The organism is Prosthecobacter fluviatilis (assembly GCF_042655725.1).
GTDB classification, from domain to species: domain Bacteria; phylum Verrucomicrobiota; class Verrucomicrobiia; order Verrucomicrobiales; family Verrucomicrobiaceae; genus Prosthecobacter; species Prosthecobacter fluviatilis.
In genome coordinates this window covers 305902-328361 of record NZ_JBHSMQ010000001.1, presented here as the reverse complement: position 1 = coordinate 328361, position 22460 = coordinate 305902, and the positions used below count along the sequence as shown (strand labels likewise).

Sequence of the window (22460 nt, the reverse complement as noted above, 5' to 3'; positions counted from 1 at the left end):
TTGGCATTATGATGTTGTAAAACGGCATTTCCGTGACAACTCTTATTTTATTCTCTCTTTTTTTGCGTTATGATCTCATCACGGATACATCTTTTCCTCGCAATGATGCTCTTGGCAAGCTGCTCAAGCTACCCTCTGGGACACAGCCATAACGGGAATTATTTCGGTATGGCTGGTTCCACCCAAGGAATGACTCGGTCATCATACATTCCCAAAAAACTGCAACGCGAGGAGCCTCTGTTCTAATACTACTGAAGCCAGCCACTGCATTCACTAGTTAATACATGTTCTTACGCATCACCCCCCAACCAAAAGGGTTCAGCATACTCGAGTCGCTTCTAATGCTATTCCTTATGGTTATCCTTATGGTAACATCCTTTGCAATATACCGAAAAGGACCACCGCCAGGAGGCTGGTTTGCCCCCCAGGTGCAGCCGGTCCAAAAAGCTCAATCTGAGCTAATTGACCCGGAGAACACCCCGCCCCCATGACAAAGCAATTGATTTGGGACGCCGAGCTTGCAGACTAGAGATTCTTAAGAATATATTCCCAAATATAAATCACCAACCAAGTTAATGCTGCCCCGGCGGCTAGATCCAAGATGTCGATGCGATTCCAAGTCTGTTTGCCCTGAACAGCGACGACATCTATTTTTTTAACGGGCATTTCGGCATAAGCAGACAGCGCCTTATGATCAGTGGCTCGAGCAGCATCTGTCTTTTTGTCGCTTTCAACCGCTCGTAATAGGCCGTCCAATTGATCAGCAGGCGTTAACACTCCTGGGGACAGAATGTCGGCTGACCCCGCTGAGGGTGCGGTGCCTATCGCTTGATTATCTGAGCAACCAGCTGAAGCCAATCCAGCAATTTCTGATCTCTGCGCAATCTGCTCCTCAGCTTTATGCAGCCGATGCATAGCAGCAGCCACGGCAATCAAGAGAAAGTATTCCGTGTGATACTCCCTGTTAATCATCCAGCTCGACACTGCATAAGCAATAATCAGGACCATAGCGGCACGGCGACAGCGCTCCTTGTCATCATTTTCGCGAGTAAAGCGATGAATAAAGAATGTCGTTCGGAATGAAACCCACAACGCCAGCAGATAAATGAACATGCCGTTCACCCCCAAATCCGCGCCCACTTGGACATAGCTCGAATGAGTTGCCTTTTTTTCGGTCAGTCCAAACCAGTTGATGTAAGCCACAAACTGCTTCCACCCTGCCGGACTGCGCTCCATGGCGGTCTTTGCCAGCTCCCAAGCCATCAGCCTTCCCTGCACCCCAGCTTCAGAGCGGAGGTTGTTCATGTCTGACATACGCGGAAGAAAACTCAACGCAGAGACCCCAAGTGAAACAGCCAGCGCCAAGGCAAATAACTTCACAACCAGAGGTCGCCCAATAACAAAAATCAGCACCATCAACGCAGCAGTCACCAGGAATGCCCCCTTCGACTGCGTCTCGTAGATGCAATACAGAGCAAGCGCGCTTTGTAACGGGAAGATCACCATTTTCCCCACGAGTCCCGAACGCCAGAAATGCAGAAGAAAGCTCAATGGGACAACCACGGCCACTGAGTGGCCTAGCGCATTGGGATTGTTGTGCATCCATGTACCAATGGCAAGCCTCCCCTCATTGAGCTCGGTCATTTCTCTGGCACCCGTAAAGTCGATTTTGTACAGGCTGGCAACGGCAATCAAAGCAACTCCGAGAATCGCATAGTTCCATGCTTTCAAGTATGCCAACATCCTTTCCCACGTTGTCAATGACTGCACGGTGAAAGCATAGAAGACGACCAGAGTTAAAAAGGCGGTAAATGTCCCCTGTCCATCTGGCGCTGTCCATACTACCCACCCCCAGTAGGCCAGCATGACCCAGTCATGGGGTGTTTTGAGAATCCCAGGATATGGCGAGCGTTGGTGCGAACCATGCAGACCAACAGCCCAGATCAGAATGAGAGGGCGCATGATATTGAAACCTGCCAGCCCAGCAATCCAGTCCTGGGGACGGATGTAGTATAAAAACAGGAAAAAGACTGCGGCTCGAAACTCCATGGGCTCACATCACCAAATCACATCCCCGGCGATGCGCGAGAATTTGTTCACTGGATGTACACACCAGGAAAAAAGCCGGAGTTTGCCTTTATTGCTCTTGTCAGATGTTGTCAATTTTTGCCCCTTGCGAATTCCCACCCTCTGGTGCAAGCCTGCGTCTTATGCTTAATGTCGTTCAGCGTTTTTGGGAAATCCACCGATTGCCGTCATGGGTGTATCTGCTCATTGCCAGTCTTTGCGCCACGGCCTCCAACGGCGCTGAACCGCCACTCAAGGGCATTATCCTGCCTTTTCAGGACGTAGATCTAACGTTCCCAGTGCCTGGTGTTGTAGCTGAGATCAAAGTGCACGAGGGCGATCTGGTGAAAAAGGGGCATGCCCTTGTGCGACTGGACGACCGTCTTGAAAAACTTGAAATAAAAAAAGCCGAGGCCTTGGTCGAGCAGGCGCGTTTCGAACATGAGGCGGCAGCCAAACTTATCGCCGAAAATATCGGCTCCCGCACCGAGGCACTGGCCAAGCGAATCACATTCGATCTAGCCCTCAACGCGTTGGAAACCGCCCGAGCCAAGGAGGCACAACGCACGATTTTCAGTTCGATTGAAGGGGTGGTTGTCCGTATCCACAAAGAGGTGGGAGAATCAGTGCTCCTCAATGAGGTGGTGGTACGTGTAGCGAGACTGAACCGTGTTTATGCGCAATTTTACGTCTCTGCCGAAGAAGCCGCAATGCTTCGCCTCGGGAACGATTTCAGGATGAAACTGGCAGGCAACGGACAGGCTGAGAAGTTTTTCAATGGCAAAATCGCCTTGGTGGATCCCGTGCTGGATGCAGAAAGCGCCCTAGTCCGGGTTCGAGTTGACGTAGCCAATGACAAAGGAGAGCTAAAGGCGGGCATGCGGGTCGAGAAAGCAGCGCCTGAGCGAGCCCCATGAGCCCACTCTCCCAATCAGGCCAAAGATCATGGTCTCCTCCTTCATTGAGAGCTGACCTGACGAATTCGCGGCAGTCACGCGAAGACCAGGAGATTGTCGTGGTCAAACACTCTCTGGCACGCACCTATTTCAAGCTCTCTGCGAATGATTATGATCTGGCTTGTCTGTTTGATGGCAGGCGCAGCTGCAGGCAGATTGCCGACCTGGCTGCTGAGATGGGGGTCAAATCAGATCCAGAACATGTGGCTGCACTGGCCTCCCAGTTGCTTGAACGCGGCCTGCTAGTCGCGACCGCAGACTCACACCGAGCCATGGCACGCAGGCACCATCGTCATTCAGGATGGCTGGGGTTGTGGGCATGGATAAGCGGTTTTTTATTTGCCCGCATCCCCCTGGTGGACCCTGACTCCATGCTAGCCTGGGCTGAGAAGCGCATTCGCTGGTGCTGGAGCGTCGGCGCCGTCCGCTTTGCGGGGATTCTGCTTGCAGGGGCATGTTTGGCAGTCTTTTCCCGTCTGGATGAATTTCCAGCGGCGATAAAGCAGTCCATGAACCTGCCCAACCTTGCCGCAGCCTGGATATTGCTGGTTGTCGTGAAAATACTCCATGAGCTGGGCCATGGGCTGACCTGCAAACATTACGGGGGCGAGGTGCGTGAGCTCGGTCTGCTGCTCATCCTTTTCTCTCCGTTCTTTTACGTGAATGTATCGGACAGTTATCTCTTTCCCAAAAAACATCAGCGTGTGCTGGTTGCTGCGGCGGGAATTGTCGTTGAACTGGTCATCGCTGCATTTGCAGCCATCGCATGGGCCCTATCCCGTCCCGGACCAGCGCGTGAAGTCTTGTTTGCCTTGATGATGATCACAAGCATCTGGACAGTCCTATTCAATGCCAACCCACTGATGAAATTCGACGGATACTACATGCTGAGCGATCTGACAGGCATTCCCAATCTGCGTCAGAGAGCCATGAGCGCTGCCGTCACTGTGATTGACCGTATCTTTTTTGGCTCACTCCTCCCCCGGACGTCAACCAGTGGTGATAACCGCCTCACCTGGCTGGCTGTCTTTGGATTTGCATCGCAGATGTATTTGCTGCTGGTCATTGCCGGCATTTTCGCTCTTCTCAGATGGTTCGGCTCGGAGCTGGGGCTCCGCTGGGCTGGCGATGCACTAGGATTGGTCCTTCTGTTCGGCATGCTAGGCATTCCAATGTTTCGTTACCTGTCTGAAAGATTCCGCTGGATGGCAGGTCAGCCAGGGGGGCCATGGAACCCGCGCTGGCTGCAAAGACTTGCGACGATGGCAGTGATCATATTCGCTGTCTCATGGCTGCCCGTCCCAACCAGACCAGTGCGCAAAGCTTTGGTCACGCCGGTTCAAACGGCCGTCATTCGCTCCGAGGTCGCCGGCAGACTTGCGAGTGTTCATGTGGCAGTTGGTCAGCACGTAGAGCCAGGTGATCTCCTGATGACACTGGCCAGCCCGCGCCTGAATTCTGCCGTCGAACAGGCAGAACACCAAGTGGAGGCTTCAAAGCTGAACGCTGAACGTTTGCTGGGAGCCGAGGCCCCCGGACTACTAGTCCAGGCGCGTGCGGAGGTTCTTGCTGCAGAGGTTGCTTTGAAGGCCGCAAAACAAAATCTCGAGAAAACACGCATCTGCAGCCCCGCAAAGGGAATCGTCGTCACCCAGGAGATCGATTGCCAGCTCGGACGCGGCTACCGTCCGGGAGAAATACTGTGTGAAATTGTCTCCGAAGGCCCATATGAAGCCTACGTACCAGTGCAAGAGCACGCCATGGACTGGTTGCCGCAACAAGCCAAGACGCATGTGCGGCTGAGTGGCTGCTCCAGCGAGTCTTACGTAGCGGTTGCAAAGCAGGCAGAACACACGGAGCCATTCCGCCACTTGCCAGAGTCCATTGCTCAGGCTCTTGAAAAGGAGCTCGCAGTCGTCACCGGGGCCGATGGACGAATGCTGCCCGTGGAAACGTTTTTTGGCGTCCGCGTCCCCCTGCCCCCGGCAGCATGCATACGCCCAGGAATGACCGGATGTGTTCAGTTTGATTGCGGTAGCAGTCCGCTAGGACGCTGGCTCTGGCAGAGATGGCTGGAGTTCATAGATCCGCATTATCGGCTTTGAGCGAAAGATAGCAGCGGCGATACTAAAAGCTTGACTAGTAAGGAGGCTGCCCGGATAAGGCGAGCATGGCTGAACAGATTCAAGTTCTCGGTAACGAACCATCCAATTCAAAAACATCGGAAGGCCCGCCACCACCGGCTATCTTTTCCAATGTTGCAAGGGTTATTCCCACCCCAAACGAACTGGTGATTGATTTTGCGCTCAATCTAAACGCCTACGGCCAATTGATCGATGAGCAGGCCAAGGTCGTGAGCCGTGTAGTCACGACTTACGATGGAGCCAAGCGTTTAGTTCTCAATCTCGCCAAGGCTGTTCAGGCATGGGAGCAGCGTTACGGCCAGATCGAATTGGATTTCGCCAAACGTGGAGTGACTGACCCCTCTCCACCTACAGCTGCCAAGTGATTTCGCTGGCAGGGTTGCCCGCACACCACTTGTTCTCAGAACCACCATCGCATCCGCAGCCAAGCACGAAAATCACGGGTCAAGACCTTGATGGCTGGTTGTGACGGCAGGACGATCACGGCTTTGCCCGACAAGCCCGAGCGAAAGCGCAGCGAAGAATTGACAGGAGGCTCCAACGGGCCCACCAACAACGGCACGACACCCCTTCCCCCCTCATGAACAACCATGGGGCCCAAGTCCGCCATCCCCTTCAGGTGGGTGGTTAAAACCTCAGAACTCATGGTATGAAGGATGTACCTGACTTCGGGGTGGCCGCCTTTGGAGAGATCGTTTGAGAGCAACTCCAAATCTTCCTCTCTCAAATCCAAGCGCAAGTTCCAGTCCTTCGTGCCAGCCACTTCGGCAAAATTTTGGCCCGCTTCCAAATAGACTCCAGCGAGAAGGTGCAGGTCTCTTGTCACTACCACGCCAGCGACTGGTGTTTTGAGTGCGCAGAGCACAATCTCGCTTTGCAGCTGCCTGCAGGCAGCTTCAGCAGCCCTTGCCTGCGAGGCAGAAACACGAGCCATTGCCTCGTCTCCCTTGCCCCGATGACGCTCAGCCTCGCCTTCGTGACGCAGCCTTAGCTGCTCCGCGGTCTGCAATTCTGTTTCGAGCCGACTGTCATCCAGTCGCGCGATGATTTCACCAGCTTGAACAACATCCCCTTCACGCACCAGGATTTTATCCACTCTACCAGCCACCTCTGCGGCGACAAATCCCCTAACGGCGGGTTTCACAACGCAGTCAGCTTCCAGTTTGACCTGTAGCGGCCAAAGTGCAGCTGCCACAAGAAGCAACACCGGCCCCAGTCTACAGGCCCAGCGGACAGTTGCTTTTTGCTTGTCGAAAGATGCCTTTTGCACGAACCGCGAAGCCAGAAGCCCTAACAAGCCCTGCTCACGAGCAATGGCAGGACTCAAAGAAGAAGAAGCCATCCGACGGAATAACTGTAACGTAGCCAGCGCTTTTTCATCCCCCGCTTTGTCAGCCTTTTCCAGGTACTCAAAGACTTCAGGGCCGCTTCCCTCAAGCCAGATTATCCCCCAAGGTTTCCCCCCGCCCTCTTGCGACCACTCCAGTGTGGCTTTGGCAGAAAAGCCCTGCGGAGCGTTCTCCCATCCTACGGACCCAACCACTGGATCCGTTGCAAATCTCAACCCATTGATACTGGCAGGAGATCCGTTCTCAAGGGCTGACGCCAAGTCAACGGCTGACCTGGCGTGTTCCCCTCGTGGATCTATCCGCTCCACACCTGAAACTGCCAGAACACGCCATTGCCCACGAGTGCGGACGATCACTGTGGCTCTCTCCCCACCCAGCAATGCGCATGCATGCACTGCAATTTTCTGAGCCATCTCAGAAACGTCATGTGCCGCTGACAGATCCAGCGCAAGCTGAAGGATGTGCGACTGGGCCGCCCCCCTGAGCGCCGCGCCCCTCGCCTCACGTTGCTTCCAAGCCAGCCCCAGCATGACGGTGTCTGACTGCAGTTGCTCCACAAAGCGAGCTAGTGCGGTCCTGTCGATCTCTGGGGAAGCCCACCACTGCAGCACTCCAACGGGAGTGCCACGACAGAGCAGAGGCAATGAAATCAGCGGCTCCGCCGAACGATTGAAAAGCCCGCGATCCGGAGCATTTAGGCCTGGCAGCAGCAGCAGTGGCTTGCCCGTCCGAATACTTTCTGCAGCCGCGCGCTGCATATCCTCAGCCTGATGATCTGCATAGCCCGAAAAGGCCGGGTGAGCTCCCCAGGAAACAGCACGTCGGAGTGCCGTTTGCCCTTCAAAAGTAGTCTCAATGAACCAGGCAGCTCCCGCCACAGCAGCGAATTTCTGGCCGAAATGCTCCAGCAGACCGCTCAGTGCCGCAAAGTCTGGTAAAGTATCACGCAGGAAAACATGCCAATCAGCATCCTGGCTGGCAGCAGAGCCGTCGTTTTCACATTTGGCGGAGGGTGCCATCATGGAGCTGGAGCGAGCTGGCCGGGGCCTTGTGGCTGAAGCCGCGCAGAAGCCCCCCCTTTTTCCGCATGTTCGATGGTCACCCCGACTTGTTCGAGCAGCACCCCAGTACGCGCATGCAATGCCGTGCGGGCCGCATTCCAATCTGCCAGCGCGGCTATTTCACGTGAGCGAGCATCCGCCACCAGCCGTCTGGCCCGCAGAACATCAAAACTACGTGCGACGCCCTGATCAAAGCGTTTTTGCTCGGCAGCCAGCATCTGATCAACAGCTTTCACAGAATCACGAGCATAGGTGAGTCGTGTCGACGCCGCCTGCCAGGCCGCAAGCGCCTCCTCCACCTCCGCCGACACTGCCAGCTCGGATTGAGCAACTGTCATCAACGCCTGCTCTTTGCGCAACTCGGCTTCATTGCGCGCAGCCCTGGCCTTGTGATTCCCCAGCGGGACGGAGAATTCAAAGCCCACCATGAAATTGTAACCCTGCCGATCCATGGAGTTCTGATAGGCGCGGGACACACTCCCATCCAGGCCACTTGCGCTAACGGTGGCCTTCAGGTCCAGTCGCGGAAGCGTCTGATTGCGCGCGTATTTGAGGATGATGTCTTGTTTTTCAGCATCCCTAAGTTTGCGCAGATGATCAGGTCGGCGAACGAGTGCGTCAGCCAGGCATTTCGTGCGTGGCGGAGGAGAACCCACAGCAGGAGGGAGCACGTCCGCTGGAAGAAAAAGAATCCCCTGCGCGTCAGACACAAAGGACTGCAATTGGGTCTTGAGTTCCCGCTGGCGCTGAATGATCAGCTCCATCGCCGCCACCACCTCTTCACGAGCGGTGGCTACCCCGACACGAGCCTCTTCCACCTCTACCGCCGCCCCCACACCGGCCTCCATGCGTCGCTCATTCTCATGCAGCAGAGTTTTGGCAAAGGCCAGGACACCGCGCCTCACCTCGATATTTTCAAATGCATAGCTCAGCGCGTAGTAGTCACGAATGACTGCAGCGATGACCTCCGAGAGGCTTTGCTGCCATTGAAGGTCCGCTATGCGAGCATTGGAACGGCTGGCGCGTATCTCAGCCAGGTTGGCAGAAAACCACGCATCTTTCATCAACGGCTGAACAAGACTCATTCCATTGGTGACTCGCTGCTCAGGAGAAAAAAGCGCCGCAGGACTGTTCCTGTTGAGGTCATTGAGGTAACTGCCCACCTGCGAAAAAAGCACGACAGAAGTTCCCGTCGGCATACGCCATTCCAATGATGTCTCAGCCTGGGTGTTGTTTTGATTAAAAAGATGCGGGGAGGCCCGTGGAACGAGCAAGCCGCCTGTCTGCACGTACTCCTGCGTGTTCTGAACCGTACGGTTGTCTTGCCACGCACCGGTAAAACTCAGCACTGGATCAAACTTCCCTCCGGCCCCATCGATCCGCACCTGAGCGATCTCAAAGTCCGCATAATTAATTTTCACATCCAGGCTGTTTGCCAGTGCGCCAGCAAGCACCTGCCTCATGTTCAGCCGCACCGGTCTCAGACCAAAGGTTTCTTCGAAGCTTTGCCCATGACAATCAGCTGCGATTGCAAGACACACAATCAGCAGCACATGATGACACGAGCGGAAGAGAGTCATGGCATGATTATGCGGCACCCGCGGAGCTGGAGGACTTCAAACCTGAGCGCAACGAAGCTCGCCACTCACCAAAGGCCTTCCTCGCCACCCGGAACCAGTAAAGGGCAGGGCTCACGCTGGGAGGAAAACAGTTTTGAGCAGCATTGGTTGCAGGCCAGGTTGCCCCCTTGGCCCCCAGCAGAATGGTTGAACGCTGCCAGCGCAAATTGTTGGTAATGGTCAGCCCTGCGTATGCGAGACTCAACCCCATGGACTCCGCAAAAGAACTCAGTTCATTCAAGCTCCATTCCCGAACGTGGTGAGGATTGAGCGGTGGTCCGTTGTCCAGCCAGCCTTTTTCTTTCAAGTTGCGCTCAGGAGTGGAAATCAGTGCCAGAGGAGCATGCTTGAGAAGACAGGCAATCAGACGCAGCAAGGAGCGCGGATCCACCAGGTGTTCGATCACGTCTGAGCAAATGACGACGCAGTCTTTCAAGATCACTTCATCAAGCGGCAAGTTTTCAGCCTTCTCGAAGTCTGCAACAAGCCATTGGCCGAAAGGATACTTTTCACGGCAATGCTCCAGATTTCCCCCGAAATCGACTCCGATGATTTGGAATTCGGGATAAAGCGCGGCGAGCTTTTCCCCAGAACCGCATCCAATGTCCAGGATGTGCCTGCGCCCAAGGGTGCGTGCCATACGGGCCGCAACCTCATAGACTTCAGGCTGCCAAATAATCTCCCCAGCTCCAGGCCTAGACGTATCGGAGTAATAGTCAGGCGCAGGACGGGAACAGTAGCCGCGTTTGATGCCGAAGTTTTCAGTCATTCACCCAAGCATTTATCCGTGTCCCGCCACATGTCGAGCAGAATGATTTCTTGCGCTCTTTTGCTCAGATAAAAAGTGAAAAGGTTGCAACACTCCGCATTGATGCGAAAAGAACCACCCGATCTTGCATAAGCAGCTTTGTCCTTGAATGAGTTCATGGCCTGCCAGGTGAGCTGCCGCAGGCAATTTTTCACAAAAAACGTCGAGTCACTACAATGAAACTTCTCCGCCGGGCCGCCATCTTATTAATGCCACGATCCTTGCGAGATGCCTGGCGAGGCCAGGAACGCGTAATCATCACCAATCTGCGCTGGCGGCTCAGACGAGTCTTGGGCAAGCGTCCCTATCCTGCCAGCTCTGACGGTCAAGTCCGCCTACACCTAGGATGCGGTCCGGTGGACCAGAAGGGCTTTATCAACGTGGATGCGATTGGCTTTCCTCATGTGCATCACCTTTCACCGGTCTATCCTCTGCCGATGTTCGGGAACGCATCCGTTGATATGATTTATGTCTGCCATTGCCTGGAGCATCTTGACATTGAAGAAGTGAACCGCGCTCTGAAAGAGTGGGCTCGAATCCTTAAACCAGGGGGACTGCTACGCATTGCCGTGCCAGACTTTGAGAGCATCCTGCGTGTCTACGAGGCGTCCGGTCGCCGAATTAGCGCCATTCAGTATGTACTCATGGGTGGCCAAGACTATCCATTTAACTTTCACAAAGCCGTTTTCGACCAAGCGCATCTGACTCATATAATGATCGCCGCCGGATTTACAAACATCACCCCCTGGAAGCCAGGCCAGGATCAATGGTGTGAAATCAAAGACTGCTCCAGCGCATCATGCGTTGTAGGCGATACAGCATTCCCTGTCAGCCTGAACCTGCAAGGCGTAAGACTCCCGCAGTAAGAGGTGTTTCAAGGCCCGGCACAAACGAGCCACCAGTTCAGGCATTAAACGGCTTGATGCATTCAATGCTGCCTCGGTTTAATGTTTGTCGTGTATTCCTTGCAGCATACCGGACATCTTCATTTTTTCCGCCAGAAGCAGACTGAAATCAAAGGCTGCACAAGGAGTCAGGTGGACGGCATCCGAGAAACAATCTGCCGCCAAAGGGAGCTGTTCACGTAGCAACCAGTGAGCACCGCCCTGCATCACCATATTATCCATAAAACCTTCGTACGCCGCATCAAATCCGTTTTCGTTGTGTCGTCTCTTCGCCTCTTCTGTCTTTGGCATGCTTACCAAAAACACCTCGATCTGATGCTTTTGCGTCAGCTCGAAAAAGCTTCTCAACGAGCTCGTGATCTCTGCGGCGGGAATGAATGCCCCCCCGTGAAATCCAGGATTAAAACCTGATGCAGAAGCCATGCGAGAAGGCTCCGGCCGCAGAACCGGCAACCTAGCAGTTCTTACAGCACGATCCTCCGCTGGGGTAACCTGTGGATCGAAAAATCCGCCCCCCTCCTTCGTCCGTATCATGGCATTCAATTCATCGCGATACCGCAAGCTAAATGAAAAACGCGCAACCACACTGCGGGCCAAATCTTCAAATGGTATGCCGTGGCGGACAGCCGTCGGCATTTCACGCCACCGAGCAAACCTCGCCAAGAACTTTTCCCCCGGAGCGCGTGCATATGAGCGGGCATTGTATGCGAGAATGATATTTTTGGGCACATGCCCCGCGTCTATCTGGCGCTTGAGAACAAAGTAGGCGTAGTAGGCGTGAGTTCCCGGGATCGAGGCATTCACCAGTTCATCCTGCTTCAAGCCAAGCTCACGGGCCAGCAGCACTTCGTTGATGCCCCCATCAGCAACGGAGTCCCCAAAAATCTCAATCAATGGAGCTGATTGTTGCTCCAGTTCAGCCGTGCGCTGCAGGCCGATCCTCGTAAACTGATCGTCAGAAAAAGTGCCCAGATATGATTCGACGAGCACAATGCACGCCACCCCGATCAGAGCGGCTTTAGAAATTGAAATAGATGAACTGTTCACCGCTTTTAGCCCCTAAAAATAAAATTGCGTAAACGAGCACCACATAAAAACAGGCATTACGCCATGGAGAACCAAACACCAACTCCGTTTTGGCCCGCCGGATCATCCACGCCTCCACCAGCATCATTGGCATGAAATAAAAAGCCTGACGCGCCATCTCCGTGCAAAAGGCACGCTCCGGAAAGGAAAGCGGCACGAACAAGGCCCGCGTAAAAGATGCCACCTGAACCAGGCTGCTTGCCCGGAACAGCAGCCATCCGTACAGCGTGAAGCCAAACATTAAGAGTATGGCAGGAACTGCACTCCATTTAAATGCACCCACTTGTTTGCCCAGCCCAAGCCTAGGACTCACATGCCGGCTCCAAGCCCGGTGCAGACAAAGCAACGCCCCATGGTAGCCCCCCCACAGGACAAAATTCCATGCGGCCCCATGCCAGAAACCTCCTATCAGCATGGTGAGCATCAAGTTCAGATTGACACGCCATTCTCGGCACCGGTTGCCGCCAAGCGGTATGTAAAGGTAGTCCCGCAGCCACTGGGAGAGCGAAATGTGCCAGCGCTGCCAGAAATCTGAAGGGGAGGTGGCCAGGTAGGGAAATTTAAAGTTAAGATCAAAGTGGAAGCCCATCAGCCTGGCAGCCCCTCTTGCGATGTCTGTGTAGCCAGAAAAATCAGCATAGATCTGAAACGCAAATGCCACAGTGCCGAGCACAACTTCAGCCGCACCTGCTTGTGACAAAGCGAAAAGCCGGTCAGCTTTTGGGGCCAGGTTGTCCGCCACAACGACCTTTTTGAACAATCCCCACAGAATCAGAAACATTCCTGCATCCCAATCCCCCTGGCTTGGCCTGCTCCTGGCCGCAATTTGCGGCAAAAGATGTGACGCACGCACGATCGGCCCGGCCACCAGATGGGGAAAAAGCATCAGATAGAGCGCAAAATCCGTAAACCTCGAAGCTGGTTGCAACTGCCCCCTGTAAATGTCGATGACATAGGAAATGCAATGGAAGGTGTAAAAAGAAATCGCCAGCGGAAGAATGATATGAAGCGCCGGCAGCCCCTGAGATATTCCCATGGGGGCCAGCAGAGCGTTCAAGTTGTCCGCAAAAAATTGATAGTATTTGAAGAAACCAAGCAGTCCCAGATTGATGGTGATGTTAAACCATACCCACCGCTTCTTGAGCAAACCTGTCGCCATGGCGATCCGCTGGCCTGTCACGAAATTAAATCCCGTGGAAAAGGCAATCACCAGCAGGAAACGCACATCCCAAGCTGCGTAAAACAGCACACTGGCGGCTAGCAAAAAAAGATTGGACCGTCTGGTATCCAGCCAAGGAAGCACAGCCAGAACGAACAGGAAAAAAAAGGCGAAAGTGAAGGAGTTGAAGACCATCCGTAACAGGATTCGGGTGTTTCACATATTCACAGAAACAGAGCAAGTAAACGGCAGATCCTCCGCGAATGACTTTCTGGCCTTTGAAATGAATTGAAAATGGACATTCCCTTGATCAGGGCTAGAAAACCACTGCTATCAACATGCGTATTCTCTTCGGCTATCACTATTATCGCTATCCGGTAGACGTCCGCCAAACGACGGAAATACTCATGCAGCGCTACCGTGATGCTGGTTTTGATGTGCGCGCCTTCCCTTTCACTGTCAATCCCCCAGGCCCCAAGATCAACTGGCCCTACCTCGACACCTGCTGGCGGCGCGGCGACCGCCAGCTGATGAAATTTTACGAAGAGCTGGCGGATGCACTCGACGGATGCGATGTCCTGTACAACTACGGGGGGCAAAATCTCCACCCAGAGTTCCTCCGACAACTCAATGTCTTCAAAGTGATGCAGCATTTTGATGACCCGGAGAATTCCGAAACGGTTTCAAAGCCTGTGGCGCATGCCTATGACCTATGTCTCGTATGCAACCGCTCCGAGGTGGATCGTTATTTCGAGTGGGGCGCCCGCCGGGCTGAATTTCTCCCGCTAGGATACCGCAGGGATGACGCAGACCCCAATTTGACGCTGGACCAGGTGTTAAAAGAGCCTCGCGACGTTGATCTGACTATTTTGTGTGAACGTGAAATGCCTTGGAGACGCGAGCGGCTGGACAAAATTGCGCAAGCTTTCCCTCAGGGCAGGTATCATGGACTCGGCTGGTCGGCGGGCTTCCTCGCTGAAGAGGACCGCATTCCCCTCTACAAGCGCACCAAGGTGGGCATCAACCTGCACAATTCCTCAGGCCCCATCAACGTGCGGCTTTATGCGCTGCCAGCCAACGGCGTCATGCAAATTTGCGACTGCAGAAGCCATCTCGGAGACATCTTCGAAATCGGCAAGGAAATAGTCGCTTATGATACCACAGAGGAGTCCATTGAACTGTGCCGCTACTATCTGGCCCACGAAGAAGAACGCCAGCAAATAGCAGCAGCTGGCTACCTCCGGGCAGTCCGTGACTACAACGAGGTGGCAGTCTTCCGAAGGGCCGTTGGACGCATCGAAGCGATCATGGCAGAGTCACGACAAGCACCGACCACAGCTCAAGCGATAGAGATCCGATCAGCCATAGCACGCCGTCGCAGCGCAACGGTTCTGCTTTCACGCTGGCATCAGATTTGCAGCACCACTCAATCGTTGTGGCTGCGTTTGCGCCGATTTGCCGCCAAAATCCGCGGCAACATGCAAAAATTGAAAGCCCATCGTTAATAACGACACCATTGGGAAATTTTCGATTTACTTAGGAAAGGAATCCTAAGCACTTCACTCCACTTGCGGGACATCCGCTCTTTTCACAGCCATTGGCTGTAACTGGCTCATCTGTAGCAGCCAAGGCTACATTTTTGTGCATATGCACGCCCTTTTTAATAGCTATATTATTAAGCCGATACCTTATAATAATAACTTTTATTAACGCTCGTAAACCATCATCCAATCTTTAATTGATGTTCATTTATCTTCGATTGAATGTTCATTTAAAGTTCATTGACCTAGTGCAAATCACTGATTAGATGCGCTGCTTGCCTGTGGTCATTGAGAATAATCCCAATTTCGAGAAACAAAGTTGATAGCTCAGATTATGAAACCAACTCCCCTTGTTGAAATCCTTGAAGAAAAAATCGTTCCAGCGGGTATTGTGGCAATCACATACAACCCCACAACGGGCGGAATTGGCGTTACCGGAGACGCTTCTGACAATGCAGTCAGCATATCGCTTGCAGGCCCCGGACAGCTGACTTTTCAGGACCACCTGGGATCAGGAACCATGTTCAGCTTTGGCGGTGTAACAGCCGCCACACAAACCATCTCAGCCCCCTTGGTCAACTCGTTGATTACAGTCTTGGGGAATGGAAATGACACACTCCTTCTCTCAGGAGTTACATACGGCAGCAATGTTACCATCACTGACACAGCAGGCAATGACACCCTGGTTCTGAACAATTTTGCAGCCAACGGGAACTTTTCGGCCGACTTAGGAACAGGGAATGACAGTGTGCAGATTACCGGAACCACTTTCCATACAGGAAGCACGACAAGCTTCATCCTGGGAGCGGGAGATGACACCATGACGGTTGCCAACACGGTCACCGCCGAGTTTTCCAAAGTTTCCCTGAATACATCGATCGACGTGGGGGCAGGCACAAACACCCTCAACTTTACACCGGCAGCTTTCACTGTTGGGAGCGCTGTGGGCGGAAATTTCACTGTCACAAACGCCGGACAGGCAGGCGCAGCTCAGGTGCTGAATATCAGCGCTGGCACCACAGGATCGGTTACTGGCAACATGAACGTGACCAACAGTGCTGGCGATGCAGCCATCACAGTGGGAAGCGGCACCTCTTTGACCGTCGGCGGACTGCTGTCGGTGACAGGCGGTGCCGGGAATGAATCGCTCAATGTCAGCAACCTCGGAGTGACCGGAGACATCACCTTGAACCTTGGTCAAGGTGACAATTCGCTGCAGCACACTTCAGGCAGTTTGAGCGGCAACTCGTTGACCTGGGGACCTGTGGGCGGCTCAACGGGCAACGACACACTCAATTTTAGCGGAAGCTCAGTGTCCTTGGCGGCTGTCTCTAACAGTCTGACCTTGAATTTGGGCAATGGCACCAATCAGGTGACCATGAACTCAGGAAGTGTTAATCTTGCGGGCAATGTGTCCTTTGTCGGCGGAAGCGGGCAGGACACTGTTTCGCTAGGGGCTACCAGCTACACAGTGGGCGGAGCCATGAGCATTAATCTCGGAGACGGGACTAACAGTGCTCAAATTTCGTCAGCCACATCAAACATCACAGGAGCTTTCACCTACACCGGAGGCACAGGCACTGACAACTTCGGCATGACAGGCACCAACGCTACCATGGCAGGCGCTGTCAATATTACCACGGGCACAGGGGCTAACACAGTAAACATGGCAGTGACTGGGACCTTGTCCTCAGGCGCAGTGACTGTTACCAACACAGGCACAGCTGGTCAGGCTCAGAATATCACTTTGACTGCCAATGCAGGCACTGTGGGTGGAGCCGTTTCCGTTACCAGTACCAATGGCGCCACAGCCATCTCTCTGGGAGGCACATCCAGCTTCGATGTCACCGGCGGGCTGAGCATCACCACAGGAACAGACAATGACACACTGACGTTGAAAAGCATTGCCGCTCAAGGCGCTGCCAATATCCTCATGGGTACTGGAAACAACACTGTTGTGGCAAATGGCGCCGTGAGCACTGGCAACTTCACTTACGGCACGGGGGCGGCGCCCGGGACGGGCACTGGCAACGACAGCATCACCTTCAACCAAACGTTCAATGCAGGTTTCGCCACCTTCAATCTGGGCAATGGCACTAACAGCCTGACCCTTCAAGGCGCAACCACACTTGCCTCGGCCCTCACGGTCAACGGCGGTTCAGGCAGCGATACTCTGGCTGTTAATGCGGCCCTCACTGCTGGTGGAGCAGCCACATTGAGCCTAGGTGACGGAACGAACAGCACCCAGATTGCCTCTGATGGCTTCACCGTCACAGGACTAACCTACACTGGCGGAACCGGAAACGATACCTTTGGCCTGACTGGCACCAACGCCACAATGAGCGGCGCTGTCAACATCACCACAGGCACAGGTGCCAACACTGTGAACATGGCGGTGACGGGGAACATGAACCTGGCCTCAGTCACAATCACAAACACAGGCACGGCCGGACAAGCACAAAACATCAACCTCACAGCTGCAACGGGCACCGTGAGCGGAGCTGTTGCCATCACGAGCAGCAATGGCGCCACAACTCTTTCCGTGGGAGGAACAACCAGTTTGAACCTCGCCAGCACACTTAACATCACCACTGGTGCTGATAACGATACACTGACACTGAAGAGCCTTACCACCGTAGGAGCACTCAATACCCTCCTCGGAGCAGGCAACAACACCCTTACAGCAACAGGAGCGCTGAGCACCAGTGCCTTCACCTACGGTTCGGCAGTGACTCCTGGGGCTGGCAATGACACGCTGCAGTTCAACGGCACATCCTTCACCACCACAGCCAACAATGGATTTGCACTCAATCTCGGAGCTGGGACGAACTCCGTAGGCTTTAACAGCGGCAGCTTTGCGCTTGGCACCGGCACAAACAGCATCACTGGTGGATCCGGACAGGATACCGTCAGCATCGGAGCCGGCGCCTCCTTTGTCTCCAGCGGTGCAGTCTCGATCGACTTGGGAGATGGCACGAACTCCGCCACCGTTGCTGGCACCGCCTTCACATCAGGCGCGCTGACCTACAACGGCACCAATGGCACTGACAACTTCGCGCTTACCAGCACAGCGCTCACAGTCAATGGAGCCCTTAATGTGACGACTGGTGCAGGCAGCAATACAGTCAACATCGCCGCAGGCACTATCAACAGCGGAGCGATCACCGTTACCAACACAGGATCCGCAGGACAAGCGCAATCCCTCAAGGTAACAGCGGCCAATTCTGCAACCATTGCTGGAGGCTTGACTGTCACCAACACAAACGGCAGCGGAACGATCACCGTAGGCGGCCTGCCAGGAGCCACTGGCTTCAGCCTGACTGGAGGGCTTGCCGTAACCTCTGGAAGCGACACCGATACTCTCACCTTGGGCATGCTAAGCAGCAGTTCGGTCAACATCGACCTCAAAGCTGGCACCAACACGGTGAACACCACGGGCTCGATCGTCTCCTCAGGAGCCTTCACCTACGGCTCGGGTGCTGTTGGCACGGGCAACGATACCATCACCTTCAGCAACAGCCTCCAGGCGAATGCGACGACTTTCAATCTGGGCGCGGGTAGCAACACGCTTACCTTCAATCAAGGCGTCGTTCTTGGCGGGAACTTGATTGTCAACGCAGGAACAGGCACCGACACAGTGGCCATCAACAACACCTTCCAGGTCACGGGTTCGGCCACGTTCAGCTTGGATGCAGGTGACAACAGCATCCTGGTAAACAGCAGCAATCTGACTGTAACCGGAGCATTCACCTACACAGGTGGCGCAGACAGCAACTGGATCAGCCTGCAGGGCGCTGTCGCAAACCTTGGCAGTCTCAGTGTCACAGTAGGCAATGGAGACAATGAGCTGGATCTCTGGTCCACCACAACGACGGTGACCAGTTCACTCCAATACACTGGTGGCACAGGCCTTGACATCGTTGAAATTGGCAACTTTGAAAACGGCGGCACAGCCGTGGACATCGGCACCTTTGTCAATGTGAGCATGGGCAACGGTGGCAACGCTCTAGGCGTGAATGGCGCGACCATTCATGGAAACTTTACAGCCACATCAGCACTGACGCGTCGTCTTACCGCTGATGTGGTGCGTGTTTATCAATCATCCGTCCTGGGCACATCGGGCATCTCCATGGGTTCTGGAAGCTCTATCGTTGATCTGCAGAGCGTCTCAATGACTGGAGCCGTCACCATCTCCACTGGAGCAGGCAGCGACATTGTCCTGATTGACAACTCAGCGAGCATCGCAGGTGTGTCCACATTCGGTGGCGCAGTGAACATCAACCTCGGAGACGGGGATGATTCCCTCTTTGCGGGATCCTACCCCAACAATGCAAACGCGGGGAACATCTTCAATGGTGCCGTTACCATTGACGGAGGATTGGGTAGCGATTCGGTCCTCATCAAGGACCCATCGGCTCCAGTCGGAGCGACACGCAACAACACCTTCAACGCCGGCATCACCCTGCCTAATGTCGAAGTTTTGGGCTAACCCTTAGGTTCGGTCCTTGATGAGCGGCTGCCTGGTGACAGGCAGCCGCTTTTCATTAAGTAATCATACTTATGTATGGACACAAAGCTGAGGGAAGGCAAAGAATGGCCATGAACAAACGGAATGAAGGGCTCGATTTGATAAGGGCGGTGGCCGTCATTTTGGTGCTGCTAAGGCACATGGAGCCCTGTCCGTCAGGTGGAGCGGTTTGGTGGAGCGATCTTGTGAATTTGGCACGCTGCGGCGGATGGATCGGGGTGGACCTTTTTTTTGTGCTGAGCGGATATCTTGTGTCAGGATTGCTTTTCCAGGAATGGAAGCGCCAGGGCAGCGTGAGTGTTGGCAGATTCCTGATCAGGCGTGGATTCAAAATCTACCCACCGTTGTGGCTGCTGCTGATTGTGACAGTTTCTTTTAGATGGGTCTCCAAGGGAACTTGGGATTCTCAGAAATTCGCGGCTGAAATTTTATTTGTTCAAAACTACTGGCCTGGATTGTGGCCGCATACTTGGTCGCTTGCTGTGGAAGAACATTTTTACCTTGGGCTTGCCCTTCTCACTGCTATCCTGCTGCGAAATCGTAAAGTCGATGAAAATCCCTTTCGTAACATTCCTAAACTCTTCATAGTCCTGGGCCTGTTATGTCTGGCCATGCGAATTCTCACTGCATATCTTGTGGTGAAGTATGATCACCGAATCCAGATGTTCCCAACCCATCTCAGGCTGGACTCTCTCGGCTTCGGAGTTTTGCTGTCTTGGTTCAGAGTGTATGGGGCCCAGCATATTCAAACGCGAATGCAGCGTTGGGCGCTCTATTTGCGGCCTGCCAGTTTGCTGGTCTTAGGATGGCCCTTTGTGGTTCCCATCGAAGGAAATCAGTGGATTCTGACCCTTGGATTCACCTTGATTTACCTGGCGGCTGGAGTCTGGGTTTGGCTCTGCTGCAGCTGGAATTTACCTGCGAATAACTTTTCCGTTCGGGCTTTATCCCGAATCGGCTTTCATTCTTATTCTATTTACCTCTGGCACTTCGCGGTTCAGTGGTGGCTGCTGGAACCGATGAAGAATCGTCTCGGGGAAAACACCTGGAGCCATATGCTGCTGAGTGCCCTGTATATTTTAGCCAGTATTTTCGTCGGCATTGCGGTGGCAAAATTCGTTGAAGTGCCTGTGCTGCGGCTGAGAGATCGCTGGTTTCCAGCCTTCGTAAGGAGCTAGGTAGAAACAACAGACCGCTGAACCGCATTGGCTGATTCTAAGTCGATATGCCTGATGCCAGGCCACTTCTGGCATCCCCCTTCCTAAAGAGGAACTCCGATCACGTTTACAAATTCACCGCTCGCCGGCAAGGATGTAAGAGGCACAAGCTTTTTACGCCGGGTAACCATCAACTTGTAGTCCAGCGCCTCCATGGCTCCCACAAGCTCGGCAGCCGTATGCCCATTCCTAGCAAGCGCATTTGGGTTGAGTTCAATCAGCAAAAGCGGGCGGTGCTGCTTCAGGGTTTCAGTGCCGCCCAACAATACCTCGGGCTCATACCCTTCTACATCCATCTTGATGAAATCCACGCGCCTTAGATTTGCTTGAGAACGGACCCAGCCATCCATTGTTTCCACCACGACTGATTCTCCGTCGGCAGCTTTTGACATCAAGTGTGCCTGCCCACTGTCACCGCCACGTTGCCCCAGAGTCGCCTGCCCCGCCTCCGCACCAAGAGCGAGGCGATGTATTGTGATCACTTTTTCGAGATGATTGAGCTTTATATTCGACTCAAGCCAATCCGCCGTAATTTTGCCAGGCTCGAAGGCATGAACCTGGGCAGAACGCCCCAGATGCCGGGCAAGAACAAGTGAGTAAAAGCCAAAGTTGGCTCCCACATCAAGGATCACCGGGTCAGGAGACTTTGAAGAGAGAAGTTTCTTCAGCTGTAACATGTCCCAACGGTCTTTCTCGCCATACCAGAACAGCTCTGCCTGCACACGGTCACGGGGGTGCAAATTCCAGAGAAGGCCTTGCGCCCTGACCAATGCAGTCTCCGGCAGCACAGGACGGATAAGAGCGATGAGCTTCTCCAGAAACCTCCAATGGCCAGGATGGCGTAAATGTTGACCGTAGAATTGAAGAATTCGGCAGAGATATGTCATTGAGATGAAGGTAAATGTTCAAGTCCTTCACGGATGGCACGCCCCATGATACGGCCCGCACCACGCCATGTGAAGTTCATCAAAGCATGCTCCCTGCCAGCAGTTCCTAACCGGGCCGCAAGTTCAGGAGCGGCAAGAAGGCGGCATATGGCATCCGCAAGTGAGTCCGAATCATGCGGAGGAACGAGAAACCCAGTTTTTCCATCCTGCACGATGTCTGGCAATGCGCCGATAGAAGTGGCAACGACAGGCAACCCCATGGTTGCCGCCTCAATAGGAGCAATGCCGAATGGCTCGATCAATGTGGGAAACACAAAAAGTGATGCCTGGGCCAACAGCGCAGCGACTCCAGCATGGGGAAGACGTCCATGCGAAACCATTCCCTCAGGCAGACCTGATAACTCACATCCAATAATGTCCAGCCTGGCATCAGGATGCAACGCTTTGACCTTTTTAAAAGCATCCTGTAAAACTGGCCCGCCCTTGCGCTCCCATTCAACGCCAACAAACGCGATCCGACCGTTGGAATAGCTGCTGTTGTTTAAAACTGGAAAATCGATCACGTTCGGCCCTCCGCCGCAGACCACTACTTTTCCGGGAGAAATCTGATAATGTTCCTCAAGGGATCTTTTGACATGCGATCCCATGACCAAAACACGTGCGGCTTGCGTGTAAACGCCTTTCTCCATTGCGATCACCTTCTCGGGAAGGATTGTATCACGGTCAAAAGCAGGGTAATAGAGGTTTGCGAGGTGGGTATGATCCGTGAAAACAAAATGAGGAATACCGGGAACTGCCACATCATAAAGTGACTGAGTGGCAAAAGTAAATGCAGGCTTATCTTTGTTTGAAACGACTTCCTTGCGAGCTTTTTGCTTGAGGTACTGCCCCATGCGTCGAGTCCGCAGATACACATCTCCAATGGTTCTCCGCCGCCTTGCCACGAGTGGGAAAAATTCCACAGCGGCCCACACCCGGCCTGCGAGCCGTATAACAGGATCGCGATTGATCCAATCCTTCCTGACATCAATAACCCGCAGTTCGTGATCCGGGAACTCGGCTACGAGTTGCTTGCGGACATGCTCGTTCGTCCCAGAGAAGGGGCCGTGCTTGATAAAATGAATGCGAGCCAT

The 22460-nt window shown here is 53.9% G+C and carries 15 protein-coding genes; 7 read left to right on the top strand and 8 right to left on the bottom strand.

Annotated features, from left to right (window positions below):
• Positions 1 to 525: 525 nt before the first annotated feature.
• Entirely contained in the window at positions 526 to 2049 is a 1524-nt protein-coding gene (locus tag ACFQDI_RS01255) for an O-antigen ligase family protein (RefSeq protein WP_377162571.1), read from the bottom strand.
• Positions 2050 to 2210: 161 nt separating this feature from the next.
• Between ACFQDI_RS01255 and ACFQDI_RS01250 the strand changes: the two genes are divergently transcribed.
• From ACFQDI_RS01250 to ACFQDI_RS01240, 3 genes are all read left to right on the top strand, one after another.
• Entirely contained in the window at positions 2211 to 2984 is a 774-nt protein-coding gene (locus ACFQDI_RS01250) for an efflux RND transporter periplasmic adaptor subunit (protein ID WP_377162569.1), read from the top strand.
• The gene (locus ACFQDI_RS01245; RefSeq protein ID WP_377162567.1) at positions 2981 to 5128 is read left to right on the top strand and encodes an efflux RND transporter periplasmic adaptor subunit; all 2148 of its coding nucleotides are present in this window, start codon (positions 2981 to 2983) and stop codon (positions 5126 to 5128) included. Before ACFQDI_RS01250 ends, ACFQDI_RS01245 begins: the two co-directional genes overlap by 4 nt.
• Positions 5129 to 5193: 65 nt before the next feature.
• Complete coding sequence (locus ACFQDI_RS01240; protein ID WP_377162565.1) at positions 5194 to 5532, top strand: DUF3467 domain-containing protein; 339 nt, start codon at positions 5194 to 5196, stop codon at positions 5530 to 5532.
• A 35-nt stretch (positions 5533 to 5567) separates the two neighbouring features.
• On the opposite strand, the gene ACFQDI_RS01235 is transcribed toward ACFQDI_RS01240, so the two are convergent.
• From ACFQDI_RS01235 to ACFQDI_RS01225, 3 genes are read right to left on the bottom strand one after another with little or no spacing between them, the layout of a single operon-like run.
• Complete coding sequence (locus ACFQDI_RS01235; RefSeq protein WP_377162563.1) at positions 5568 to 7538, bottom strand: efflux RND transporter periplasmic adaptor subunit; 1971 nt, start codon at positions 7536 to 7538, stop codon at positions 5568 to 5570.
• Positions 7535 to 9157 carry a TolC family protein gene (locus ACFQDI_RS01230; protein WP_377162561.1) on the bottom strand — a complete coding sequence of 541 codons (1623 nt, stop codon included), beginning with the start codon at positions 9155 to 9157 and terminating at the stop codon, positions 7535 to 7537. Before ACFQDI_RS01230 ends, ACFQDI_RS01235 begins: the two co-directional genes overlap by 4 nt.
• A 7-nt stretch (positions 9158 to 9164) precedes the next feature.
• On the bottom strand, positions 9165 to 9965 hold the full coding sequence (locus tag ACFQDI_RS01225) for a class I SAM-dependent methyltransferase (protein ID WP_377162559.1): 801 nt from the start codon (positions 9963 to 9965) through the stop codon (positions 9165 to 9167).
• Positions 9966 to 10180: 215 nt separating this feature from the next.
• Here ACFQDI_RS01225 and ACFQDI_RS01220 point away from each other — a divergent pair, with 215 nt between their 5' ends.
• Complete coding sequence (locus ACFQDI_RS01220) at positions 10181 to 10870, top strand: class I SAM-dependent methyltransferase (RefSeq protein WP_377162557.1); 690 nt, start codon at positions 10181 to 10183, stop codon at positions 10868 to 10870.
• A 78-nt stretch (positions 10871 to 10948) separates the two neighbouring features.
• Here ACFQDI_RS01220 and ACFQDI_RS01215 read toward each other — a convergent pair whose 3' ends face one another.
• The gene (locus ACFQDI_RS01215) at positions 10949 to 11956 is read right to left on the bottom strand and encodes a hypothetical protein (protein WP_377162555.1); all 1008 of its coding nucleotides are present in this window, start codon (positions 11954 to 11956) and stop codon (positions 10949 to 10951) included.
• A complete protein-coding gene (locus tag ACFQDI_RS01210) occupies positions 11928 to 13349 on the bottom strand; it encodes an MBOAT family O-acyltransferase (RefSeq protein WP_377162553.1) in 1422 nt (473 codons plus the stop codon). The genes ACFQDI_RS01215 and ACFQDI_RS01210 overlap by 29 nt, the downstream gene beginning before the upstream one ends.
• Positions 13350 to 13492: 143 nt before the next feature.
• Between ACFQDI_RS01210 and ACFQDI_RS01205 the strand changes: the two genes are divergently transcribed.
• The 3 genes from ACFQDI_RS01205 to ACFQDI_RS01195 all read left to right on the top strand — a co-directional run bounded on the left by ACFQDI_RS01205 (position 13493) and on the right by ACFQDI_RS01195 (position 20401).
• Positions 13493 to 14659, top strand: a complete 1167-nt coding sequence (locus ACFQDI_RS01205) for a glycosyltransferase family protein (RefSeq protein WP_377162551.1) — start codon at positions 13493 to 13495, stop codon at positions 14657 to 14659.
• Between the two features lie 370 nt (positions 14660 to 15029).
• Positions 15030 to 19184: a beta strand repeat-containing protein gene (locus tag ACFQDI_RS01200; protein WP_377162549.1), complete on the top strand. Its 4155-nt coding sequence runs from the start codon at positions 15030 to 15032 to the stop codon at positions 19182 to 19184.
• A 110-nt stretch (positions 19185 to 19294) separates the two neighbouring features.
• Positions 19295 to 20401, top strand: a complete 1107-nt coding sequence (locus ACFQDI_RS01195) for an acyltransferase family protein (protein WP_377162547.1) — start codon at positions 19295 to 19297, stop codon at positions 20399 to 20401.
• 83 nt (positions 20402 to 20484) lie between these two features.
• Here ACFQDI_RS01195 and ACFQDI_RS01190 read toward each other — a convergent pair whose 3' ends face one another.
• A complete protein-coding gene (locus tag ACFQDI_RS01190; protein WP_377162545.1) occupies positions 20485 to 21327 on the bottom strand; it encodes an FkbM family methyltransferase in 843 nt (280 codons plus the stop codon).
• A complete protein-coding gene (locus tag ACFQDI_RS01185; RefSeq protein ID WP_377162543.1) occupies positions 21324 to 22460 on the bottom strand; it encodes a glycosyltransferase family 4 protein in 1137 nt (378 codons plus the stop codon). Before ACFQDI_RS01185 ends, ACFQDI_RS01190 begins: the two co-directional genes overlap by 4 nt.

Bases quoted from the DNA above. Each gene is read 5' to 3' on its own strand.
- ACFQDI_RS01255 (WP_377162571.1), bottom strand. From the start codon at position 2,049: ATGGAGTTTCGAGCCGCAGTCTTTTTCCTGTTTTTATACTACATCCGT.
- ACFQDI_RS01250 (WP_377162569.1), top strand. From the start codon at position 2,211: ATGCTTAATGTCGTTCAGCGTTTTTGGGAAATCCACCGATTGCCGTCA.
- ACFQDI_RS01245 (WP_377162567.1), top strand. From the start codon at position 2,981: ATGAGCCCACTCTCCCAATCAGGCCAAAGATCATGGTCTCCTCCTTCA.
- ACFQDI_RS01240 (WP_377162565.1), top strand. From the start codon at position 5,194: ATGGCTGAACAGATTCAAGTTCTCGGTAACGAACCATCCAATTCAAAA.
- ACFQDI_RS01235 (WP_377162563.1), bottom strand. From the start codon at position 7,538: ATGATGGCACCCTCCGCCAAATGTGAAAACGACGGCTCTGCTGCCAGC.
- ACFQDI_RS01230 (WP_377162561.1), bottom strand. From the start codon at position 9,157: ATGACTCTCTTCCGCTCGTGTCATCATGTGCTGCTGATTGTGTGTCTT.
- ACFQDI_RS01225 (WP_377162559.1), bottom strand. From the start codon at position 9,965: ATGACTGAAAACTTCGGCATCAAACGCGGCTACTGTTCCCGTCCTGCG.
- ACFQDI_RS01220 (WP_377162557.1), top strand. From the start codon at position 10,181: ATGAAACTTCTCCGCCGGGCCGCCATCTTATTAATGCCACGATCCTTG.
- ACFQDI_RS01210 (WP_377162553.1), bottom strand. From the start codon at position 13,349: ATGGTCTTCAACTCCTTCACTTTCGCCTTTTTTTTCCTGTTCGTTCTG.
- ACFQDI_RS01205 (WP_377162551.1), top strand. From the start codon at position 13,493: ATGCGTATTCTCTTCGGCTATCACTATTATCGCTATCCGGTAGACGTC.
- ACFQDI_RS01200 (WP_377162549.1), top strand. From the start codon at position 15,030: ATGAAACCAACTCCCCTTGTTGAAATCCTTGAAGAAAAAATCGTTCCA.
- ACFQDI_RS01195 (WP_377162547.1), top strand. From the start codon at position 19,295: ATGAACAAACGGAATGAAGGGCTCGATTTGATAAGGGCGGTGGCCGTC.
- ACFQDI_RS01190 (WP_377162545.1), bottom strand. From the start codon at position 21,327: ATGACATATCTCTGCCGAATTCTTCAATTCTACGGTCAACATTTACGC.
- ACFQDI_RS01185 (WP_377162543.1), bottom strand. From the start codon at position 22,460: ATGGCTCGCATTCATTTTATCAAGCACGGCCCCTTCTCTGGGACGAAC.